18 protein-coding genes are annotated in these 21268 nt (G+C 42.1%); 8 read left to right on the forward strand and 10 right to left on the reverse strand.

Annotated features, from left to right (window positions below; all coding sequences use genetic code 11):
* Nucleotides 1-63 precede the first annotated feature (63 nt).
* Nucleotides 64-1074, forward strand: a complete 1011-nt coding sequence (locus Q0Q74_RS00360; protein WP_294427432.1) for a LacI family DNA-binding transcriptional regulator — start codon at nucleotides 64-66, stop codon at nucleotides 1072-1074.
* 10 nt (nucleotides 1075-1084) lie between these two features.
* Here the strand turns inward: Q0Q74_RS00360 and Q0Q74_RS00365 are convergent, their stop codons facing one another.
* The 3 genes from Q0Q74_RS00365 to Q0Q74_RS00375 are packed head-to-tail and all read right to left on the reverse strand — an operon-like array spanning nucleotide 1085 to nucleotide 4555.
* Nucleotides 1085-2038 (reverse strand): hypothetical protein, encoded by a 954-nt coding sequence (locus Q0Q74_RS00365; RefSeq protein WP_294427433.1) that lies wholly within the window; start codon nucleotides 2036-2038, stop codon nucleotides 1085-1087.
* Nucleotides 2035-3138, reverse strand: coding sequence for a hypothetical protein (locus Q0Q74_RS00370; protein WP_294427434.1), 1104 nt, complete (start codon nucleotides 3136-3138; stop codon nucleotides 2035-2037). The genes Q0Q74_RS00365 and Q0Q74_RS00370 overlap by 4 nt, the downstream gene beginning before the upstream one ends.
* A gap of 10 nt (nucleotides 3139-3148) precedes the next feature.
* Nucleotides 3149-4555: an SPFH domain-containing protein gene (locus tag Q0Q74_RS00375; RefSeq protein ID WP_294427435.1), complete on the reverse strand. Its 1407-nt coding sequence runs from the start codon at nucleotides 4553-4555 to the stop codon at nucleotides 3149-3151.
* A 346-nt stretch (nucleotides 4556-4901) separates the two neighbouring features.
* Between Q0Q74_RS00375 and Q0Q74_RS00380 the strand changes: the two genes are divergently transcribed.
* A complete protein-coding gene (locus Q0Q74_RS00380; protein WP_294427436.1) occupies nucleotides 4902-5633 on the forward strand; it encodes a hypothetical protein in 732 nt (243 codons plus the stop codon).
* A 70-nt stretch (nucleotides 5634-5703) separates the two neighbouring features.
* On the forward strand, nucleotides 5704-6921 hold the full coding sequence (gene fabV / locus Q0Q74_RS00385; RefSeq protein WP_294427437.1) for an enoyl-ACP reductase FabV: 1218 nt from the start codon (nucleotides 5704-5706) through the stop codon (nucleotides 6919-6921).
* Nucleotides 6922-6964: 43 nt separating this feature from the next.
* Here fabV and Q0Q74_RS00390 read toward each other — a convergent pair whose 3' ends face one another.
* Genes Q0Q74_RS00390 through Q0Q74_RS00400 form a run of 3 tightly spaced genes read right to left on the reverse strand, consistent with a single transcriptional unit; the run spans nucleotide 6965 to nucleotide 9269 of the window.
* Nucleotides 6965-7693, reverse strand: coding sequence for an IMP cyclohydrolase (locus tag Q0Q74_RS00390; RefSeq protein ID WP_294427438.1), 729 nt, complete (start codon nucleotides 7691-7693; stop codon nucleotides 6965-6967).
* A 9-nt stretch (nucleotides 7694-7702) separates the two neighbouring features.
* On the reverse strand, nucleotides 7703-8272 hold the full coding sequence (locus Q0Q74_RS00395; RefSeq protein ID WP_294427439.1) for a DUF308 domain-containing protein: 570 nt from the start codon (nucleotides 8270-8272) through the stop codon (nucleotides 7703-7705).
* Between the two features lie 13 nt (nucleotides 8273-8285).
* Nucleotides 8286-9269 carry an ABC transporter substrate-binding protein gene (locus tag Q0Q74_RS00400; protein ID WP_294427440.1) on the reverse strand — a complete coding sequence of 328 codons (984 nt, stop codon included), beginning with the start codon at nucleotides 9267-9269 and terminating at the stop codon, nucleotides 8286-8288.
* A 147-nt stretch (nucleotides 9270-9416) separates the two neighbouring features.
* Between Q0Q74_RS00400 and Q0Q74_RS00405 the strand changes: the two genes are divergently transcribed.
* Nucleotides 9417-11579 carry a methyl-accepting chemotaxis protein gene (locus Q0Q74_RS00405; RefSeq protein ID WP_294427441.1) on the forward strand — a complete coding sequence of 721 codons (2163 nt, stop codon included), beginning with the start codon at nucleotides 9417-9419 and terminating at the stop codon, nucleotides 11577-11579.
* A gap of 19 nt (nucleotides 11580-11598) precedes the next feature.
* Here Q0Q74_RS00405 and Q0Q74_RS00410 read toward each other — a convergent pair whose 3' ends face one another.
* Nucleotides 11599-12555, reverse strand: coding sequence for a M15 family metallopeptidase (locus tag Q0Q74_RS00410; RefSeq protein WP_294427442.1), 957 nt, complete (start codon nucleotides 12553-12555; stop codon nucleotides 11599-11601).
* 115 nt (nucleotides 12556-12670) lie between these two features.
* On the opposite strand from Q0Q74_RS00410, the gene Q0Q74_RS00415 reads away from it, so the two are divergent.
* On the forward strand, nucleotides 12671-14443 hold the full coding sequence (locus Q0Q74_RS00415) for a Mur ligase family protein (RefSeq protein WP_294427443.1): 1773 nt from the start codon (nucleotides 12671-12673) through the stop codon (nucleotides 14441-14443).
* A 19-nt stretch (nucleotides 14444-14462) separates the two neighbouring features.
* Nucleotides 14463-15593, forward strand: a complete 1131-nt coding sequence (locus Q0Q74_RS00420; protein ID WP_294427444.1) for a D-alanine--D-alanine ligase family protein — start codon at nucleotides 14463-14465, stop codon at nucleotides 15591-15593.
* An 81-nt stretch (nucleotides 15594-15674) separates the two neighbouring features.
* On the opposite strand, the gene Q0Q74_RS00425 is transcribed toward Q0Q74_RS00420, so the two are convergent.
* Genes Q0Q74_RS00425 through Q0Q74_RS00435 form a run of 3 tightly spaced genes read right to left on the reverse strand, consistent with a single transcriptional unit; the run spans nucleotide 15675 to nucleotide 17685 of the window.
* The gene (locus tag Q0Q74_RS00425) at nucleotides 15675-16358 is read right to left on the reverse strand and encodes a GNA1162 family protein (RefSeq protein ID WP_294427445.1); all 684 of its coding nucleotides are present in this window, start codon (nucleotides 16356-16358) and stop codon (nucleotides 15675-15677) included.
* On the reverse strand, nucleotides 16355-16717 hold the full coding sequence (locus Q0Q74_RS00430) for a DUF4810 domain-containing protein (protein ID WP_294427446.1): 363 nt from the start codon (nucleotides 16715-16717) through the stop codon (nucleotides 16355-16357). Before Q0Q74_RS00430 ends, Q0Q74_RS00425 begins: the two co-directional genes overlap by 4 nt.
* A gap of 26 nt (nucleotides 16718-16743) precedes the next feature.
* Complete coding sequence (locus Q0Q74_RS00435; RefSeq protein ID WP_294427447.1) at nucleotides 16744-17685, reverse strand: CsgG/HfaB family protein; 942 nt, start codon at nucleotides 17683-17685, stop codon at nucleotides 16744-16746.
* A 343-nt stretch (nucleotides 17686-18028) separates the two neighbouring features.
* Between Q0Q74_RS00435 and Q0Q74_RS00440 the strand changes: the two genes are divergently transcribed.
* Together Q0Q74_RS00440 and Q0Q74_RS00445 are read left to right on the forward strand one after the other, a co-directional pair.
* Nucleotides 18029-19510 carry a chorismate-binding protein gene (locus Q0Q74_RS00440; protein ID WP_294427449.1) on the forward strand — a complete coding sequence of 494 codons (1482 nt, stop codon included), beginning with the start codon at nucleotides 18029-18031 and terminating at the stop codon, nucleotides 19508-19510.
* 155 nt (nucleotides 19511-19665) lie between these two features.
* A complete protein-coding gene (locus tag Q0Q74_RS00445; RefSeq protein ID WP_294427451.1) occupies nucleotides 19666-21267 on the forward strand; it encodes a CTP synthase in 1602 nt (533 codons plus the stop codon).
* Nucleotide 21268: the final 1 nt, after the last annotated feature.

A 21268-nucleotide genomic window follows, 5' to 3' on the forward strand; every position in this document is an offset into this window, starting at 1 on the left:
GTTGTATTAAAATTAAAAAAGATATATTATGTTTGAAAATGAAATTCTGTCTGGAGTTTTAATTTGGTAACACTCAAAGATATTGCGCGTGAATGTAAGGTCTCTTTTTCAACAGTGAGTAAAGCACTCAAAGGCAGTCCGGAAATCGGGCTTGAAACGACTGAATTTGTACGAAAAAAAGCCCGCGAAATGGGATATCATCCGAATCTTGCAGCACGAACGCTCAGAACCAACCGCACTTACGATATTGGTGTGATTTTTGAGGAAAAAACGGGTGTCGGTCTTCAGCATGAATATTTTGCTACGGTCGTTTCTGGGATTCAGAGCGTTGCTTTTAAGAAAGGTTACGACATAACTTTTATCGGGGGAAATTCCCTTCAGAATTACGATTATCACTCGCATGCCAGAGCCAGGAGCTATGACGGTGTAGCCATTCTTTCATGTGATTTTTCATCTTCGGGTATAATTGATTTGATTAAGAGCGAAATTCCCACGGTTACTTTGGATTTTGCATTGGATGCCCAACATTCTGCGGTTTTAAGTGATACTGCGGCAGGAATCGAGGAATTGTGTGAATATGTGATTTCGATGGGGCACAGGAAAATCGCTATGATTCACGGTGAAAAAACATGGGTTACGGATCAGCGGGTCGAAGCTTTCAAAAAAACTTGTGAAAAGCACGGAATTTCTATTCCTGATGATTATTTTGCGGAAGTGCTTTACCATGATACGCTTGGATGCTCTGTAGCGACTAAAAAACTTCTTTCTTTAAATGAGCCGCCTACCTGCATTTTTTATCCTGATGATTATGCTGCTCTCGGTGGAATTTATGAACTCCGGGGCATGAATTTGACTCCCGGAAAAGATATAAGCATTGTTGGTTATGATGGAATTAATCTCACTTCGATGATGGTGCCGCCACTTACAACTTACGAGCAGAACGGAAAAGTTGCAGGGCAGACCATGGCAGAATTTCTTTTTGCACTGATAGAAGATTCCGCCCGGTCGAAGCCTAAACACGAATTTATTAACGGAAGGCTGATTCAGGGCGGAACCGTAGTTAAAATCAATTAGACGGTATTGCCTATCGGTGATGGCCGCCGCCACCGTGTGAACCACCGCCTGAGTGGCCGCCACCAGAATGACCGCCAGAGCTTGAAGATGAGTGGTGCCGCTTTGAGGTGTGCTCGCGGAGGAATGTGTCTGACATTTCATTGAATTCTGATTTTTCTTTTGAAATGTAAATATCAGCTTCAACAGGGGTGACGAAAACATATTCCTTTTTGACAGATGCCGCAAAAATCCTTGAAACTATGAAGCCAAGCAGAAGAGCGAAAAGGCAAATCATGAACCGCTGTTTTGGCGGTCGTGAATAGGTGACATAAAGTGTATCGCCCAGATAATAAAGATACTTGCCGGTATTTGGACTTTGGAAATAGGAGGTCTTTTCATCGAAAGTTTCTGCATAATATTCAAGTTCGTCCAAAAATACGAGAATTGCCTTTTTTATATCTTCACGATAAGGTTCATAGCCGTTTTCGGCAACTTCATAAGAAGCCGGAAGATAATTGTCGAGTTTTGAGAAAATGTTTTCTTTTTTTTCTTGATAGAAAAGAACGGCCTTTCCGCTTGTGGAAAGGTAATCGTAAGCGGGGCGTTTGCCTGACATGTCAAGATAATAGAAAATACCGTCTGTGTCCTTACCGTAAATTTCATCATAGCTTGAATCGGCAAATTCTCTGGTATCTTCATCGCTGACTGGTGTCCGGCTTGCGAACACGATGATGTTCATCTTTAGTTTTTCAGAAACCTCCCGGATGGCAAGGGTGAGCTGCAATCTTTCCATCTCTGAAAAGAAAGCGTCTTCATCATCGGATTCCATGAAAATACTTTGGTTTGAATCACCGTTGAAGCCTTTCGCATCATTTTTTGCATTGAGCGGCATGAAAGAAAAATGCCATGCACCAATTATTGCCAGTACAATTAGTGCGATTCCGACAAGAGTTGCCGGACTGAATGATTTTTTAGATTCGCTCAAAATATACCTCCAAGAAGTAAACAGCCGGAAAAAGCGGTGAGAAGCGAGCAGGCTGCCATAATAGTCCATGAGTAGAGCCTGAGTTTGCCTTTATCGAGCGGCGGAGTTCCGGCGATTTTACCTGTCTGGCCGTTCATAACGAATTCATATACTTTTTCTTTATATTTGTAGCTCATGAACCACACCGGCAGCATCGCGTAATCCATTTTGACATCAGAGACATCATAAGATTCATTGGCGATTTTGACAGAACTGTAGTCTTTGACGGTGTTCATTATGATTTTTTTGCAGGCCCTGGAGAGTCTGTTTTTTATGTTTGGAAGCATCATGATATCGTCCATGTCGTATTTTTCTGCGAAAAATCCGCTGAGGTACGACATTGAGAAATCCTGCATTTCGGAGTAGTCAAATGGTTCAATAGCTTCCATTAAACTGTCTTCGATGCGTTTTGAACCGTCAGCAGGAACTCCTTCAGCAACAAGCTTTCCGTTTCGTTTGACGAGGAATTCTTTTGTTTCCGTGTAATCATAGCTTCCGCTGGTCCACCTGCGCACTTTATAGCCATTTGCTGAAAAATCAAATTTTACTTTGCCGTCGGAAAGCCAGAATGGAACATAGAGACCGGTGATTTTTTCGAGCTGCTGGTCAGTCTTAAAATCTTTTGGTACAAAGCGTTTGAAGCACCATTTTTTGAAAGTTTTGATTGCTTCATCTCTGCTTACTTTGAAACCGATGACTTTCTTGGGACGGAATTTTCCGGTCATCTTTCCGGAGAGAATTACAGGATTGTGGCAGTAATAACAGAACAAGGCTGTCTGCTGGGTAGTTGCCATGATTTCTGCACCACAGCTTGAACAGTGATAGAGCTTAGTGTTTTCAGAAAAATCATCTGACTGGGGCTGTTCACTTTCATCGGATTTATCGGTCTGAGCTTTATCCTTCTGTTCATTGTTGAGTGAACTTTCTGTTTTTGCGAAAATCTTTTTAATTTCTTCTATAGTAAATGAACCGCCGCAGTAATCGCAGCTCAGTCTCTGTGATGAAGGCTGGAATTTGAGGTCTGCGGTACAGTTGGGGCATTTATATTCAACGATATCCACAATATGCTCCTTAGCCTACGATGTCGCCCGTGTCGAAAGGGTCCCCGCATTCAGGGCAGAATTTTGGTGGGTTGTGCGGGTCAGCAGGTTCCCAGCCACATTTGTCGCATTTGTAGAGTGGTGCGCCCGCAGGTTTTGGCTTGCCACATTCGGAGCAGAATTTGCCCTTGTTGACGGTTCCACATGCACATGTCCAGCCGATCGTTGCGGCAGGTTTTTGAGTTCCGCATTCTGGACAGAATTTGCCTGAAGCAGTTGAGCCGCATTTTGGGCATTTCCAGCTGTCTGAACCTGCGTTTGCGGATGCTGTCTGGGCTGGCTGTGACGGTGGAGTTTGCGGGTTTGCCTGGAACTGATAGCCGCCCATCATTCCTGCCATACCCATTCCCATAAAGCCGCTCATCGTGCCGTTTGCATTGTTTGCGGCATCCCTCATTGCCTGTGCCTGTGAAGCTGCAAGTCTTGCGTTTAATCCGCCACCATATAAATCAGCTTCTTCTTTGCCGGTGTAAATATCTGCCCGTTTTGCCTGAACAGACTTCTGCATTTCGCGGATTTCTTTTTCAACTTCTTCGTCTGCCTTTAATGATGAAATGCCGAATGAGACAATCTCGATACCCCTGAGGTTTCGCCATTTTTCAGAAAGGACTTCGTTCAGGAAATTTGAAAGTTCTGTTGTGTGGCCTGAGATTGCTGAATATCGGATTCCCATTTCAGAAATTCGCGCGAATGCTGGCTGAAGGGCATTAAGAAGTTCAGCACGCAACTGGCTTTCGATAGAATCTCGTTTGTAGCTTTCGCTTATGTTTCCGCAGACATTGGTATAGAACAAAATCGGATTTGAGATATGGTAACTGTATTCGCCGAAACACTTGATTCCTATGTCGAGGTCGATGAAAGCGTTTTTGTCGACTACTCGGAAAGGAATTGGGGCGGCAGTGCCATATTTGTTGCCGATTATTTCCTTTGTGTTGATATAATAAACTCTCTGGTCTTTTGGAGGTTCTCCACCAAAAGTGAATCTTCGCCCGATTTCCTTAAAAGAATCTATGATGCTTGAACCGAGTTTTCCTGCGAAAATTGAAGGCTCTGTTGATGAATTGTATACAAATTCGCCTGGTTCCGCACAAAGTTCTGCAACTTTGCCATTATCTACTATAATCATGCATTGACCATCAGCTACTGTAATAACTGAACCTTTTGTGATTATGTTGTCAGTGCTCTTTGTATTTGCAGAGCGTTTACCTGTCCGTTTTTGACCTTTGACAATAAGTGTGTCCGCATCCATAGCGTCACAATAAAAAAACTCTTTCCACTGATCGGCAAGAGTGCCGCCCAAACTTCCGGCAAGTGAGGAAATTGCCCCGATTCCTGTTGCACCACCGACAGCATTTGCTGCTAACGCCATAAGACCCATTTTTGTTCTCCATTTGAGCTGCCTGGAAATTGCTTTTTGTGAATGGCTTTCTCCGGGCAATTCTGTTTTTTTATTGAAAGTATTTGCCGGACAATTTAAGAATGACAAAAACCATCATATATAAACTGAGTTTTTGTAAGGCTTTAGCCTGAAAAAACTCGCAAAGACTGGTGAGGAAACATAGGTTTCCGAACAAGTCTATTATATTTCATTTTAAGATAATAACAATGTTTTTTTGATAATTGCTTTGATTTTGAAAGCGGTTTTTGATTATTTCAATATTGCTAGACTCGCTCCATAGATGTAAAATATTAACTATTCTAAATATTCTAAAGGAGTAAATTTTATGAAAAAACTTATCGCAATTTTGACTGCTGGTATTGCACTTGCAGGAAGCATTTTTGCAGAGGCACCAGTTTATTCAGAAGACCCGAACGCTTACATCATTGATACTCAAGACCGAGTTGGGGAATTAAAGGGCAACGCTGAAATTACAAATGTTTCTACTTCAAACAACTTTGAGGTTGTTCTCTATGGCTGGCACGATAACAGACAGGAGTGGCTCGAATTCGGCAAAACCCGTCTTTATGGAATTGGTGACAAGCAGGTAATCAAGTCTGTTGATAAATACAACCGCGCACTCTCAAGTTTCAGATATATTGCAGTTACTACAAATACCGGCAAGACATTCAAATACAGCTGGGGAAAGGCAAACAAAGACCTTCATGTCTGGTTCTATGATGACCGTGAAATCGACGAATCTCACTCTAAAAAATACGATGTGTCGCTTCTGAATTCAACATTCTCTGGTCTTAAAATTGCTGCAGGAAAATCTTTCAGACTCGGTGCTTCATTCCGAATCTACGCTTATGATGACGAAGAAGAAGAGGAGAAAGCCGGAACAATTGCAATCCTCAAAGGACCAAAAGCATCTGATACATATGCAGTTACAACAGCTGGCAAGAAATTCGGTGATTACAAGTACATTAAAATCATTTCACGCGAAGAAAAAGATTTCAAATATACTACAAGTTTTGAAAGAGGAAATCTTGTTATTACAGTTGACGAGATGAACTAAGTTTATTTTGACACATTGACTGTTTTTGTCAAAATAGATAGTATTGTTCCGTTATACATAGGAGATAAACATGGCTGTAATTAAACCGATGATTCGCTCGAATATTTGTATTAACGCTCATCCGGTCGGATGTGCAAAAGATACAGAGAATCAAATTGAATATGCAATCGCACAGAAATCAAAGAAGGGCATTAAATCTGCTAAAGAAGGCGGATATGCTCCAAAAAATGTTCTTGTGCTTGGTTGTTCAACAGGATATGGTCTTTCAAGTCGAATCATGGCGGCTTTTGAATATGGCGCTGATACAATCGGTGTTTCTTTTGAAAAAGAGCCAACTGTTTCAAAGGGAGGCACTCCAGGCTGGTACAATAACAAGGCCTTTGACCGTGCAGCTGCTAAAGCTGGTCTTCGAACAGCAACTTTCAACATGGATGCATACAGCGATGAATGTCGCCAGACTGTAATCGACGAGGCAAAAAAATGGGGAGTGAAATTCGATCTCATCGTTTACTCACTTGCTTCTCCAGTTCGTACTGACCCGGACACAAAGGTAATGTATCGTTCTGTTCTTAAACCGGTCGGTAAGCCGTATGGTGGAGCTTCATTGGACATGATGACCGAAAAATTCGGAACAATGGAAGCACAGCCTGCTGAAGGTGATGACATTGCCAATACTGTAAAAGTAATGGGCGGTGAAGACTGGGAACGATGGATTAAATATCTTGGTGATGCAGATCTTCTTGCTGAAGGATGCCGCACTCTCGCATATTCATATATTGGTCCAAAATATACACACCCGATTTACCGTGACGGCACAATTGGTGCTGCCAAAAAAGACCTTGAAGCACGCGCAAAGAACATTGATGCTCAGCTCAAAAAAATTGGCGGTGCAGCTTATGTTTCAGTAAACAAAGGTCTTATCACTCGTTCAAGTTCTGTAATTCCTGTAATTGCAATGTACCTTGGCTGTCTTTTCCTTGTTCAGAAAAAGCATGGCACACACGAGGGCTGCAAAGAGCAGATTGAACGACTCTTTACAGAGCGCCTTTACACTGCAGATAAAAATGTTCCGGTTGATGAAGAAGGTCGAATCCGAATCGATGACTGGGAACTTGATCCTGCAATTCAGGCAGAAATCGACGAGCACATGAAGGTCGTTAACGAACAGAATATTCGTGAGCATATTGATATCGACGGAATTCGTAAAGACTTCCTCAATATCAACGGCTTTGCTGTAGATGGCGTTGATTATGAAAAAGATGTCACTGACATGACAGCAATCGACTAAGATTGAGTAAAATGAAAGGCTGCCCGATTGGACAGCCTTTTTTTTATTTGTTTTTGTTGATTATCCGCTCTTCGTATTTGCCGCTTGCAATATCGATGAAGCGTACAAAAAGCGATACTTTATTTTCTTCATTGAGTGAATTCCAAATCATCTGCGCGAATTCATCAATGGAACCTTTGATTTCGACCTTTTCTGGCTCACCTTCAAAACTTGGCAAAGGATTTCCGTTTTCTTTATATGTATGGATGAAATGACCTTCACCGTTTTGCGGATTGTCGTAGGTGTATGTGAAGCGAAGGCAGTTGTCACCGTTTCCGCAATCACTCTTCAGAATTGAAATTGCATAATCATACTTGCCGTTTTCTACATTTAAAAGCGAAGAGATTCTCGGAGTGAAATTTGGTGCATCATGCTCATATTTTCGTACTCTGAGTGACTGCTCAAAAGTTTCACCGTTTTTTAAGCCTTCAAAAATAGTGTCAGTCTGGTCGCCATTTGTGACGATTGTTTTGTTTCCGAGCTGGCGGACTGCCGCATAAATGATGAGTGACGGGTCTCCAGCAATCAGGCTTTCATCGAATGCTTTTGTGCGGACGACTTCTGTACCATTTTCTGTTTCAGTAACAAAAACACGGTTCCTGCTTCCGGCACTGCGCCCCATTGTCCAATAGGCCGAAACAGCGTATTTGCCGTCGCTTGATTTTCCGGCAACGATTCCTCGGCCCGGATACTCATTTTCTGACAAGATTTTGTTCAACTTTTTGATTTCCATATTTTTCTCCTATTCGGTAGAATCCTCAACATCTTCGACTGAATCCGGTACAATTACTTCTGGGCGGCTTTTCCACTGAATGATAATTAAACCGATTCCGATTACAAGAAGTACGATTCCGAAAAGACGGATGATAAAGTGCCCTGCAGTTTGAGCCGGAATGATGAAAAGAACAAGCGCAATCACAAGGGAAGAAAGCACTTCGATTAGTGACTGGCGTACCATGATTCCATTGCGATGAAGTTTTGTGATTGTGTAGATTTGCATTGCTGCAGAAACAATCAGATAAAATGCAAGTGTGTAAGCCATTGCCTTCCAAACTACTGCAGCCACTGCTATCGGAAGAATTACGGAAAGAAGACCGACGACAATACTTAGAACGCCACGAACGGTAACAATCAGTTTGTACTGCGGGTCAATAATCAAATCGCGTGTTGTAGCAAGGATAAAAACACCGTCAATAATTGCGGCAACTCCAAGTAAAATCACGAAGAAAGAGATAAAAGTATCTGGCGAAATGAGCAGAAAAAGTCCCAGAGCGGCAGTCATGAATCCAAGGAAAAATTTGTTTTTGTCCATACTAAGCACTTCCTTAATTATTTTTCTTGTAATAGTTTATATCGATTTTTCTTTCGACGCGGTATTCGTATTCAAGATTGTTTATGCTAACCAGGAAACTGATTGTGTCCTGAAGGGCATCAATGTCTTCGCGAGTGATTTCGACAGCGAAATCGTATTTCTGGGAAATTGATTTGATTTGGTCTGCACTGATTTTGAGTGCCAGTGACAGTTTTGAAAGCATTTCTTCGTCAAGGGTGGGGATTTGCTTTACTGCTTCGGCATATTGATTGAGGATTTCGGAAATGATGTCTTCGTTCCCTGTGAGATATTCTTCGCGGACTACAAAACCGTTTGTGCCCCTTAGGTCAGTTTCATCACCCTGAGCGATGATTTTTGCGACACCTTTGTCTACAAGGCGAGTGATGTTTGGTTCCCAAATTACAATAGCATCAGCTTTGCCTGTCCTGAGCACATATTCTGCATCAGAAGCGGCAATGTTGAGGAAAGAAATATCTTCGAAAGAGAGCTTTGCTTTTTCGAGCAGTTTTTTGATGAAATTATGACCAGTTGAACCGAACACAGTTGCAATCTTTTTGCCCTTGATGTCTTTGTAGGAATTTAATGTTTTATCTTCCAAATTTGCGAGCATGGCATACGCATTTGGGCCGCTTGCAGGAATGCCGACAAGTTTCATTTTTGTGCTGCTGGAAAGAGCACGGATAGTTGGAACATCCCCGATTACGCCTATGTCTGTTAAATCAGCTTCAAGAGAATCATTCATTGGTGGACCAGATTCAAAGTCCTGCCAGACAACAGTGACATTTTTTGGAGCGAGGGCATTTTCGATGAGATTTGAATATCTTGCGATGTAGAGCGGAATAAATGCGGCTGAAGGCTGGATTGCGATTCTGACAGTGCGTGGTGGATACGATTTTTCTTTACAAGAGAAAGATAAAATCGATAAAACGACAAGAATAAAAAGCGTGAATTTTTTTGAAAGACTGTGGCTTTGCATGAACTGATTATAATACAAATCATGATTCGTGTAAAATCCAAAATTCTGGCTTAAATTGAACTTATACTTGTCTTAATAAAAAACTTGCGGAATGTAATTTTCGGATTTACAATACTTTAACAACTGTCACTTCTAAAGGAGCTTGCTATGAAACAAATCAGAATAACAGTCTTTTCAAAAATCATCATCGGTATTACAACATTAACGGTCTTTGTTTTAATGTCCTTTGGTGCAATCATCTACAATAAAATGACAAAAATCGACAGGGAAGCCTTTGAAAGTTCATTCATGAACATCATTTCCGAAGTCGATGTCGCAATAGAGAATTATTTTGAAAGTTTTGATACTTTTTCAAACGCTTTCGCAAAAATTGAGCTTATTAAAGAAGATAACGACGGAATTACTTCTTATGTCAACATGACGGATCCGAGTGGAAAGATTCCTGTTGATCCAGACAAATTCGGTGCTTACGAACGCTCTGTTTACGAGCTTGAAAAAGCATTCACCGATGAAAAGCCTGAAATCACAGGAATTTCGGTCTCGCTTGAATCAAACGGTGCCTATGTCCGCTATCCGGTAGAACCTCGTCCAAACAATTATGATGCAAGAACTCGCTCATGGTACAAAAACGCAAAGAACAATCACGGAAAAACCTTTATCTCAAATGTATACGAAACGGCGCTTGGCGGAAGAACAATTGTTGCATCGAAGTATTTCAATGATGTGAACGGCAAGCCTCGTGGTGTTATTGCAACCGATGTTAAATTTGATTATCTGGATTCTTTGATGAAAGCCTTCAAAAAGAACAAAACTGATTTGTCATTCATCATTCTGGATAACAGCGGAAACATCATTTTGAATCAGCTTGACCCAGATACCGAATTCAAGAAAATCGACACACTTAATATAGAAGAACTCAAGAATTTCAAGCACGGTGACAAAATTACCTTTACAACTTCTTACAATGACATTGATTATGAATTTACTTCTATCCGGTCAGAAAATGCTTATGTTGAACTTGATTACATCGTTGTAGCTCCACTTGAATATATCAACAAGGCGAATGGCGTTATTCTGTCAGTAATTGTGATTGTTGCGCTTGTAACTGTTGTGGTCAGCGTTCTTGTTGCGTTCTTCCTTGCCAAGAAAATCACGGATCCTTTGAAGTCTACTGTTTCTCTCTTAAAGGATATTTCTGAAGGTGACGGTGATTTGACAAAGCGGCTCCCTCAGGAAGGAAATGACGAACTTTCAGATTTGGCGATTTATTTCAACAAAACGATTGAAAAAATCAGCACGCTCATTAAATCAATCAAAAATGAATCAACGGTAATGGACTCGGTTGCATCAAATCTTGCTGTTAACATGAATGAAACTACAAATGCGGTTCAAAAGATTGATGAAAATGTCGTGGTTATCAAAAATCAGATTGGTGTTCAACGAGCAGATGTTGCAGAAAGTTCAAGCAAAATGAAGCGAATTTCTGAGAACATCGACAAATTAAATTCAAACATCGCAGAACAGGCGCTTAGCGTTTCTCAGGGTTCAAGTGCAATCGAAGAGATGGTCGCAAATATCCGCTCGGTCACAGATATTCTCGATAAAAATGTCGTGTCTGTTCGGGAGCTTACGGATTCTGCAGAAAAGGGCCGTGAAGTTGTACGAAAGACCGTTGAGCTTACGAACAGGATTGTCGAAAATTCAGACGGCCTGCTTGAAGCATCCAACATCATTTCAAACATCGCGAGCCAGACCAACCTTCTCGCTATGAATGCCGCAATCGAAGCTTCTCATGCTGGTGAAGTAGGAAAGGGCTTTGCGGTCGTTTCGGGCGAAATCAGAAAACTTGCGGAAGATTCTACAACTCAGGGCAAAAAGATTTCCGAGGCACTTATCGGTTTGAAGGATTTGATTAGCAATATTTCGACCGCTTCAAAAGACATAAAAGACCAGTTCGAGAAAATCTTTAACAATACAAAAGAAGTTTCTGAGCAGGAATCTGTCATTAAAGCCGCTATGGACGAGCAGACTTCTGGCAGTCAGCAGATTTTGAATGTAATCCACGACATAAACAGCCTTTCACAGGATGTAAAGAGTGGTGTCGTTGAAATCAACAAAGACGGTCAGGATGTTCGTGAAGAAATTGAACGGCTTGCCGGTCTTTCTGTAGAACTTTCTGGTAACATGGATAAAATTTCAGGCGAAATCAGCGAGATTACTCACTCAGTTTCGGATGTAAATAAGCAGGCTCACAAAAACCGTGATTCGATTGTTAATGTAACAACTGAAATTAACAAATTCCGAATCTGATTTTGATGTTCCGCTGGGCTTACTGGTTGCCGATTAATTCGGGGTGGTACTCAAAGTGCATATTATCAAAAATAAGCCAGTAGCCACCCCAGATAAACCCTTCGTCCTCAAAGATTTTGATTACTTTGCTGCCGGGGGTCCAGCGTTTTTCCAGCGGAACAAGCATCCAGTTATCACCAGAACGATTTCTTTCCCAATCCCAGTAAATTGACCTTCCGGCTAAGCGCTTTGGAAGCACATCGATGGCAATTCCGTACGAATGAAATGATTTTCGCGATGTACCGGCAATTTCACGCCAGCAATAGGCATCTGCGGATTTCAATGTGTCAATAAATGTTTTGACTTCGGCATCATCCGCATTTTCGAGGATTTTTTTCTCAATTCTTTTAAGCGCATCATAAACTCGTTCATGAATCCGTGTTGATTTTCCTAAAAATTTTGTGCGGATTATATGGTCTTCAATGATTACGCGAGACTGTGCTGAATACAGGAAATCAAAGAAAAACATCGGTGAACCGCCGCCATTTTTACGATTTTCGGTCGAACTGAATTTTCTGATTTGTTCAAGCTCTTCGTCTGTAAAAGTTTTTGGGTCACGGAGCGTGTTTGAATACGGATAGCGGAGCGTCCAGTAATTGTCTTTTTGGGGAAGCTCTTCCTTCGGCAACATTCGGCCGTCTGCCCAATAAAACACGGCAGTTTTGCGGCCTTTGGGTTTGTTAGTTCTTTCATAAAATAAGTCAGCACTCAAATCAATCTTCCAGTCTTGAACTTCAATATCGTAAATCGCAGAATATTCCAAATCGGGGTAAAAAGCCATGAATTCTTTGATTTCAGCCGGGCAAAAGGCAGGCGATGAAAGTCCTTGTGTAAACAGGTCAAGATTGGGTGACGAATTTTTTGAACCTGAATCTTTTTGCGCCGTTAAATTTGAGAGAAGAAAAACTGTGGTACAAATCAGAACAAATCGTTTCATCTGAAAAACTAATGGTTAAGTATAACACAGATTTTTTCACATAGAAGAAAAAATGCATTTAAGCAATTCTTGAATTCCGTCTTGTAAAACATTAAACTGTCATTTGGTGGGAAAAATGAAAAAATCTCTATTTGAAACACTTTCTTCTATTAATTACACCGTCGTCGCTTCTGACGGTAAAACAAAAATTGATTCAGCAAATGTTGTAAATCCCGAAATAACATCCCTTGTATTTGACAGCCGCGATGTAAAGCCCGGTTCTCTCTTTTTTGCGCTTCCCGGAACGCACACCACAGGCAATGTGTTTATTCCAAAAGCAATTGAAAATGGTGCAAGTGCTGTCGTTTTCCAGGACGATTTTGACGAAAAGACCGCACAGGCAATTTCAGCTTCCCTTGAAAATTTAAAGGGGGAAGTCTCCCCCTCACTCCAGCCAGCATCGCTGTCTTCCGCTACCCCCTCTGCGGGGGATGCCCCCGCAACGCCCCCTGTCTTCATTCGTGTTGAGAATGCACGCAAGGTGATGGCACCGGTCTCTGCAAATTTCTATGACAATCCTTCTTCAAAACTCGCTGTGATTGGCGTTACTGGCACAGAAGGCAAATCTTCAACAGTTTCATTCGTCTGGCAGCTTTTGAGACTTTCTGGTCACAAAGCAGGTTTTATTTCAACCGTTCAGTATTCTTTGGGCGGAGAGGCAATTGCAAATCCTCAGCATCAGACCACACCGGAAGCCACGATTATTCAGCGGCAGCTTTATGAAATGGTCGAAAATGGCTGTGAATATGCCGTAGTCGAAACTTCAAGTCACGGTCTTTCTCCAAAGCTCAACCGCACCGGAAACCTTCTTTTTGACTGCGGAATTTTCATGAATGTCACTCTGGAGCATCTTGAATTCCATGGTACTTTTGAGCAGTACCGTGATGACAAGGCAAATCTTTTCAGAAAACTTGATGAACACAACCATGAAAAAATGATTTTGGGTAAAAAGATAAAAGTTCCTTCATTCGGAATCGTGAATCTTGAAGACCCAAGTGCAGAATTCTTTATTAAGGCAACAAAGCAGCCTGTTTTGGGTTTCACGACCGAAGGAAAGGCCGGAAAATCAGCAGGGGAGGGAGCAGGAGCACAGGCTTTGCCAAAAATCCCGGATTCAATTCCTGTTTTGCTTGGCCGCAATATTGCATCGGCTAGATTCGGTCTTACTTTTGACATGACCGAGCCGCATGTAATTGACTCAAACGCAAAACCTGTTCCTCCAAAGGTTTTCCATGTAAAATCAAGCTTGCCCGGAGCTTTCAACACATACAATCTCATGGCTGCAATAGAAGCTGTGAGCAGACTGACAAGTGAACCTATTGAAAAAATTGCCACTCTAGTCGAAAAATTGGTTCCTGTAAAAGGCCGCATGACCGTAATCGACAAAGGTCAGCCTTTTGAATTGATTGTTGATTATGCGCACACTCCTTCGAGTTTTGAAACGATTTTCCCGCCTTTGCGCCGCCGTTGTTCAGGCAAAATGATTTCGCTCTTTGGAAGCGGTGGAGAACGCGATTTAAAAAAACGCCCGCTTCAAGGTGAAATTGCTGCCCGTTTCTGTGATGTAGTGATTCTTACTGATGAAGACCCTCGTGGAGAAGACAGCGTTGAACTTTTGAAAATGATTGCAGTCGGTGCAGAAAAATGTGGTAAAACGATGGGTAAAGATTTGTTCATCACACCAGATCGCCCCACGGCAATACGACAGGCTTTTAAGCTGGCTGGCAAGGATGACATTGTTCTTTTGCTCGGAAAAGCGCATGAAAACAGCATCATTTTTAAAGACAGAGTAATGCCCTATGATGAAATTGGTGAGGCAGAAAAAGCACTTACAGAGATGGGGTTTTAACAAAATATCAGGAGAAAATATGACAGTCACAGTAGTTTACGGTGGAAAATCTGGAGAGCACGAAATTTCTCTGGTTTCAGCAGCAGCGGTAGCAAGAAATATCGATTTAAAAAATAATGTTCAGCTCATCGCAATCACAAAAAATGGAAGATGGTTTTTGCAGCCACAGAGTGAATTTGAGCGAATCAAGGCTGACACAAAAGCTGCTTTCAAGATAATTGAGGATGAGTCTCAGGAAGTGAGCGTTATTCCTGCTGGTGGAACAAAACGCACTTTCCGTGTCGGTGATAAAGTAATTGCAACAGATGTTGTTTTCCCGGTTCTGCATGGGCCTTTCGGAGAAGACGGTACGATTCAGGGACTTTTTGAAATGGTCGATGTGCCGTATGTCGGATGTACAACCCTTGGAAGTGCAATCACAATGGATAAAGAAAAGACAAAAGTTGCGCTTGCTCAGGCTGGAATTCCTGTTGTGCCGGGAATTTGTATCCGTCGTTCAGATTTGGCAGATTGGAAGCGCTACGATGACCTTTTGGAATATGCAAAAAATACGCTCGGATTCCCGCTTTTCGTTAAACCTTGTGCCGCTGGAAGCTCAGATGGTGCGACACTGGCAAAAGATTTGCGTTATTTGAACGGTGCGATTGTCGAGGCTTTTTTGTGGGATGATAAAATCTTGATTGAAAAGGCAATTAATGCCCGCGAAATCGAATGTTCGGTCACAGGTAACCCGACTATCGACGATGATTCTGTTCCTGCAGAAAAAACAACTGCTTATGGTCCAGGAGAAATTGCTCCAAAACATGATTTTTATGATTACGATGCGAAGTACAATGACCCTGATGGAGCAGATTTACTGATTCCAGCAAACTTGCCGGAAGAGAGACTTGAAGAAGTTCGTACTTTGGCCAAAAAAGCATTTTCTGCCCTTGATTTGGCAGGATTGAGCCGTGTTGATTTCTTCATTGATAAGGATACTGACAAGCTTTATCTTAACGAAATCAATACAATGCCGGGATTTACTCAAATCAGCATGTTCCCGAAAATGTGTGCTGCTTTCGGCCTTGATTTTACATCGCTTACAAATCTTCTGATTGAAGAAGCTGTTTCACGATTCCATAAAACAAGAAAGCTTCAGACTTCAAGATAAAAAAAATTACCAATAAAGAAAATGCCCCGCTGTTCGACTTGCTGCCGGACGCGGGGCAATTTGTTTTAGGAAAACACAAAACTATTGAGATGTCGTGAGACGCACTTTTGTTGCGAGTGCGCTTTCTTCGCCATCTGCTCCATGTTTTGCATTGTATTTTCCAGCCGGAATGTCGCTCAGAGCGGTTTTATTGCACTTTACGGCAATTGGAATATAATCAGTTGCGGCGGTTTTGAGTGCATCGGCGGCCAGAATTATGAGTGAGGCCAGTCCATTGTTGCTGCTTGCTCCAGTTGATGTGTCACAAACAATTGTTGCGTCACGATGATAGAGAACTTCATTTGTCTTCGTTGATTTGAAGATATACTCGATTTCTATCGTAATTCTTGAGCCGATTACAGATTTATCCCATGCCTTGATAATCGTAAAAATTGCAACATCCGCACCAAATATCGAACCGAATTTTGACAGATTGCCGTCTATGAACATTTCTGAATCATAGGCGCTTTCCCTCTGCAAAGTTGCCATCGTCATGGCTGGTGGTAGAACATAGTAGCCAGCCTCTGCGAGCGGCACACTCATCGTAGTATAGAAATAATCTTTTGCCTCAACATTATCGCTGTTGTTGATTGGCGGCATGACGAGCATTACAAGCGGTTCTTCCTCATACATTTTGGGAAAAGCGGTTTTTTTCGTTGTGCCACATGAAGTCAGCAAAAAGACTGAAAGAAGTGCTGTGAGCGTAATAATCAGTGATTTTTTCATTGTGCGTACCTCTTTAACAAAGTTCCGACAAAGACTTCCGATTCAGGATAAAGCTCGATTTCCTTCATGAGCATTGCTTTTCCTTCTTCAGCCTTTCCGTTCTGCAAGAGCAGCCAGCCGTAATCTGCGTAAATTCCCGGCGGCACGACACCCCGAATATCCTTTTGCTTGGTAATGATTACCTGATAAGTCTGAAGAAGCCTTTCCTGCGATTTTTCATCTGCATTCTTCAGATAGTGATAATAATCACTCTGATAATTATACCAGCTGTACAATTCTGTTGAACTGCATGATATGGCAAGCAAGGCGATTGAAGAAATGACCGCAATTTTGATTGCGTTCACCAGTGATTTTTTCATCGGCAGCCTCCTTTATATAGTAAGAATTATTTGTCTTGAATCACATAGGAAGCAAGATTTGCCGAATTGACCGAACCATCTGTTAACTCGACGATTGCATATTCATCAGTGATTGTGGTTCCACCGAGCATGAGAACAGAAACTTTTGCAACCTGTTTTCCTGGAAGTTCAATCATCATGCCTGTCTGCGGATTTTTAACCTGCTTTCCGCGTTCGTAGACAGAAAGCACAGAACCGACTTTGAGCCCCTGTTTTGCACCGCCCGCGATAATTATTCCGTCTTTGTCATAAGAAAGGAAATATGATTTCCACGGTCTGTCCATACAGGTCTGTTCGATGTTATCAACCAGCTTTTCGATTGCGGCAGAAATTGCCTTGTCGCTCAATGTTGCATCGTAGCCCTGAACACCACCCATTCCAAGTGTTGTTGAAGATTCTGTTTCTGCTTCGCCATGACCTTCTTCTGAGTACACAATCTGACCAGTTGCGACATCAACAAGGCGAAGACTTACACCTGCCTGAACAGTCTGTCGTTTTGTGCGTGAAACCAGTCCGACATCGCCAGTCGTCTTTCGGCCAAATTCTGTAATTGAACCGATAATGAGGTAATCAGCAGCGACTTTCTGGGCACTTCCGCCGTAATTGTTGATTTCAGCCTGAATCTTTTCGGCATCAGCGCGTTCCAAAAGAACAAATTTGCCTTTTGCTGCGAGTTTTGCGGAAAGAATATCGACAGCCTGTTTTCCGAGCGGATCGTTTTCTTTGTCGTAGAAAGCACCTTTCGCATATTCTGTTTCGTTTGAGAATCGTGCTATTGCGACAGTTCTTTTTAATCCCTGATAAGAAGCGGCATTTACGCCTTCATTTAGAGTTCCCTCTGTTTTGCTGACTGTGGTGGTTGCCGTTGAGCCACAACTGAGCATTGCGAACGAAATCAGGCCTAAACCAAGGAATTTGAATAATTTCATATACATCTCCTATAAAGTTGTATTTTGTCTTAAAATTGACACTTCAAATTTAACACGGAAATTCTCAAAAAACAAGGAAATAAAGCCATTTGTGAACGCTCATGGACTGAAGAGAAAATTCCTAAAATAAACTGTTTCTATTGACATAGGGAGCGACCCGAAGGGGCAAAACTCATGAGATGAGTTTTGAGCGAGTCTCGGTCGAAGCTAAGCTTCGACCGCTCAAGAACTGAAGCGAAAATTTCTAAAACAGGATGATTCTATTGACAGAAACAAAATTTCTCACTATACTGTTTCTATAAACAGTAACAACAGCACGCTTCCAAGTTTGAAGGAGATTTCTATGACACGAACAGATTCAATATATTTTTCGATTCCATGCGACCGATATACCCCGTTTAGTCTTGCCCGTAAAATCGGAGCGACCGCAATTCTTGAAAGCGCAAGTTTTGCCCGTGGAAAGGAGAGGTATTCAATTCTTCTTCTGGAACCGGCTTTTCATATTGTACAGGATGATGAAGGAGTCGCCTTTTTGATTGACGGTCGCCGCCTGCCATATAAAGGAAAGAATACGACAGGTGAAACAATTGCCCCAGGAAGCCGGGTTTTGCACACGCCGGATATTCTCGATGCACTTTTGTATGTTGCAGAACAGAATGATTTGACAGTAGTTCATGATGAAGAAGGAAATGAAATCCCTAATACGATTCCAGTTCCTTCAAGCGGATTGGGCTATCTCAGCTATGAATTTTCTGCCCGCTGTGACACGATTAATCTGGCACCGCAAACGGATGAACTGCATATCCCTGAAAGTGAATTCGTTGCAGGTCATATTTATATTGTTTTTGATCATTTTACGGAAAAACTTCATATTTTTGCACTCAATTATAATGAGCATCAGATTGATTTGGATGCTTCGGTTGCAAACCTTAAAAAGCGCCTGAATGACATGGATTTTTCTTATCTTTCGGCACCAGAAGAGCCTTGTCCTGTCCGAACAATTACAAATCTTGAACAGAGCGAACGGGAATACAAAGAAAAAGTTGAGGCAATCAAAAAAGAAATCATCGCCGGAAATCTTCTGCAGGCCGTTCCAAGCCGCCGTCTCCAGTTTGAATGTGATAACTCAGCCCTGGAGATTTACCGAAGACTTCGTGCTGTGAATCCAAGTCCTTATCTTTTCTACATTGATTTTGGTGAGCGCCAGTTAATCGGTTCATCGCCGGAAAGTCTTGTTCGTGTGCGTGAAGGAATTGCTTCAATCCGACCGATTGCAGGCACCCGCCGTCGTGGAAAGAATTCTGCTGAAGACGAAGCATTGAAAAACGAGCTTCTGAATGACGGAAAAGAACGCGCTGAACATTTGATGCTTGTTGATTTGGCACGCAATGATTTGGGACGAGTTTGTACGAACGGAAGCGTTGAAGTTGCCCGTTTTATGGATGTTGAACTCTTTAGCCATGTAATGCACATTGTCAGCGATGTTCAGGGAAAAGTTTCTCCTGCATACAAAGCAATTCAGGTACTGAGGGCGGCTTTCCCTGCCGGAACGGTTTCTGGTGCCCCAAAAATCAGTGCAATTGAAATCCTGAGCCGAATTGAAAAAATCAAGCGCCGATTCTATGCAGGTGCAGTTGGCTACATCCAGTCGAACGGTGATTTGGATTTCTGTATTGCAATCCGTTGTGCCTTAAAGCAGGATAAAGTCTGGAGTTTGCAGGCCGGCGGCGGAATCGTTTATGACTCAAATGCCGACCGTGAATGGGAAGAAACAAATGAAAAACTCGGTGCATTGCGCTCAGTCTTCGAAGGAACGAAAAAATAGCTGATTTTGCGGATTTTTGTTTAAGCATTGCAAAAAATCCCGTAAACCGCTAATATATTCGGCGAAATACGACAACGAAGCCGTGGATTTTACGCAGAAAAAGTCTCTGTGTAAGGTCTACGGCTTTCTTTTTTTAAATTTCTGAGGTTTTACTTATGTCAAAATTTATCTTTGTTACAGGTGGTGTTGTTTCTGGTCTTGGAAAAGGAATTACCGCAGCTTCGCTCGGAAGACTTTTGAAATGCAGGGGATTGAAGATCGCTTCGCAAAAACTTGACCCTTATATGAACATTGATCCGGGCACAATGAGTCCGTTTCAGCATGGCGAGGTTTTTGTAACTGATGACGGTGCTGAGACCGACCTTGATTTGGGGCATTATGAGCGTTTTATTGACGAGAATCTTACCAAATACTCTAACCTCACGAGTGGCCGTGTTTACTGGAATGTTCTGAACAAAGAGCGAAACGGGGATTATCTTGGTCAGACCGTACAAATTATTCCTCATGTAACAAATGAGATTAAGGATTTTATCCTGAAGAATGCGGAAGTTTCCGGTTGTGATGTCAGCATCGTCGAAATCGGCGGAACAATCGGTGACATTGAAAGCCAGCCGTTCCTTGAAGCAATTCGTCAGCTTTCTTTTGAAGTTGGCCGCAAAAACTGTCTGTTCATTCATGTCTGCCTGGTTCCTTATATTTCTGGTAGCGATGAGTTTAAGTCAAAACCAACCCAACATTCAGTTCAGGAGCTCATGGGCGTGGGAATTCATCCTGATATTATCGTAGCCCGCTGTGATAAAGAAATTCCTGGTGAAATCCGAAAAAAGATTTCACTGTTCTGTAATGTTGCTCCGGACTGCGTTATCAATAACACAACTTGTAAGAGTCTTTATGAAGTACCGCTTATGCTTCATGCGCAGAACATGGACGATGTTGTTTGCCGTGATTTGGGGCTAGAAAAACTCACTGATTACACAGCGCTTGCTGACTGGTCGCGCATGGTAGAAACAATACATGCCCGCTCAGGAGAAATCAAAATCGCTCTGGTCGGAAAATATGTAAAACTTCATGATTCGTATTTGAGTATTGTGGAGAGCTTGAATCATGCGTCTTTTGTAATCGGAAAATCTGTTGAAATCAAATGGGTCGATTCTGATTCGGTCACTGACGAAACTGCCGCCGAAATCTTCTCGGATTGTAAAGGCATTATTCTTCCAGGCGGATTTGGTCAGCGGGGAATTGAAGGAATGATTGCTTCATGCCGATATGCACGCACTCACAACATTCCGTACTTTGGAATTTGTCTTGGAATGCAGATTTGCGTGATTGAATTTGCACGCGATGTTCTTGGGCTTAAAAATGCAAATAGCCGTGAATTTGATGAACTTTGTGAAAATCCGGTGATTGATTTGATGAAGGATCAGGAAGGCGTAATTATGGGTGGTACAATGCGACTTGGCAGTTACCCTTGTAAAATTGCAGAAAATACGATTATGAAAAAGGCTTATGGTGCTGATTTAATTGAAGAACGACACAGACACCGCTATGAGTTCAATAATGATTACCGTACTCAAATGAGCGAGGCCGGTCTTGTAATCAGTGGAACCAGCCCCGATGATAAAATCGTGGAAACCGTGGAATTGCCTCAGGAAAAACACAAATTCTTCGTTGGCGTACAGTTCCACCCTGAATTCAAGAGCCGCCCGAACAATGCTGGCAAACTGTTCGTTGAGTTCGTTCGGGCAAGCAATTCTTAAT

Source organism: uncultured Treponema sp., assembly GCF_946187725.1.
GTDB lineage: Bacteria > Spirochaetota > Spirochaetia > Treponematales > Treponemataceae > Treponema_D.

Coding starts and splice junctions, on each gene's coding strand:
- Q0Q74_RS00375 (WP_294427435.1), bottom strand. CDS start 4,555: ATGGGTCTTATGGCGTTAGCAGCAAATGCTGTCGGTGGTGCAACAGGA.
- Q0Q74_RS00380 (WP_294427436.1), top strand. CDS start 4,902: ATGAAAAAACTTATCGCAATTTTGACTGCTGGTATTGCACTTGCAGGA.
- fabV (WP_294427437.1), top strand. CDS start 5,704: ATGGCTGTAATTAAACCGATGATTCGCTCGAATATTTGTATTAACGCT.
- Q0Q74_RS00390 (WP_294427438.1), bottom strand. CDS start 7,693: ATGGAAATCAAAAAGTTGAACAAAATCTTGTCAGAAAATGAGTATCCG.
- Q0Q74_RS00395 (WP_294427439.1), bottom strand. CDS start 8,272: ATGGACAAAAACAAATTTTTCCTTGGATTCATGACTGCCGCTCTGGGA.
- Q0Q74_RS00400 (WP_294427440.1), bottom strand. CDS start 9,269: ATGCAAAGCCACAGTCTTTCAAAAAAATTCACGCTTTTTATTCTTGTC.
- Q0Q74_RS00405 (WP_294427441.1), top strand. CDS start 9,417: ATGAAACAAATCAGAATAACAGTCTTTTCAAAAATCATCATCGGTATT.
- Q0Q74_RS00410 (WP_294427442.1), bottom strand. CDS start 12,555: ATGAAACGATTTGTTCTGATTTGTACCACAGTTTTTCTTCTCTCAAAT.
- Q0Q74_RS00415 (WP_294427443.1), top strand. CDS start 12,671: ATGAAAAAATCTCTATTTGAAACACTTTCTTCTATTAATTACACCGTC.
- Q0Q74_RS00420 (WP_294427444.1), top strand. CDS start 14,463: ATGACAGTCACAGTAGTTTACGGTGGAAAATCTGGAGAGCACGAAATT.
- Q0Q74_RS00425 (WP_294427445.1), bottom strand. CDS start 16,358: ATGAAAAAATCACTGATTATTACGCTCACAGCACTTCTTTCAGTCTTT.
- Q0Q74_RS00430 (WP_294427446.1), bottom strand. CDS start 16,717: ATGAAAAAATCACTGGTGAACGCAATCAAAATTGCGGTCATTTCTTCA.
- Q0Q74_RS00435 (WP_294427447.1), bottom strand. CDS start 17,685: ATGAAATTATTCAAATTCCTTGGTTTAGGCCTGATTTCGTTCGCAATG.
- Q0Q74_RS00440 (WP_294427449.1), top strand. CDS start 18,029: ATGACACGAACAGATTCAATATATTTTTCGATTCCATGCGACCGATAT.
- Q0Q74_RS00445 (WP_294427451.1), top strand. CDS start 19,666: ATGTCAAAATTTATCTTTGTTACAGGTGGTGTTGTTTCTGGTCTTGGA.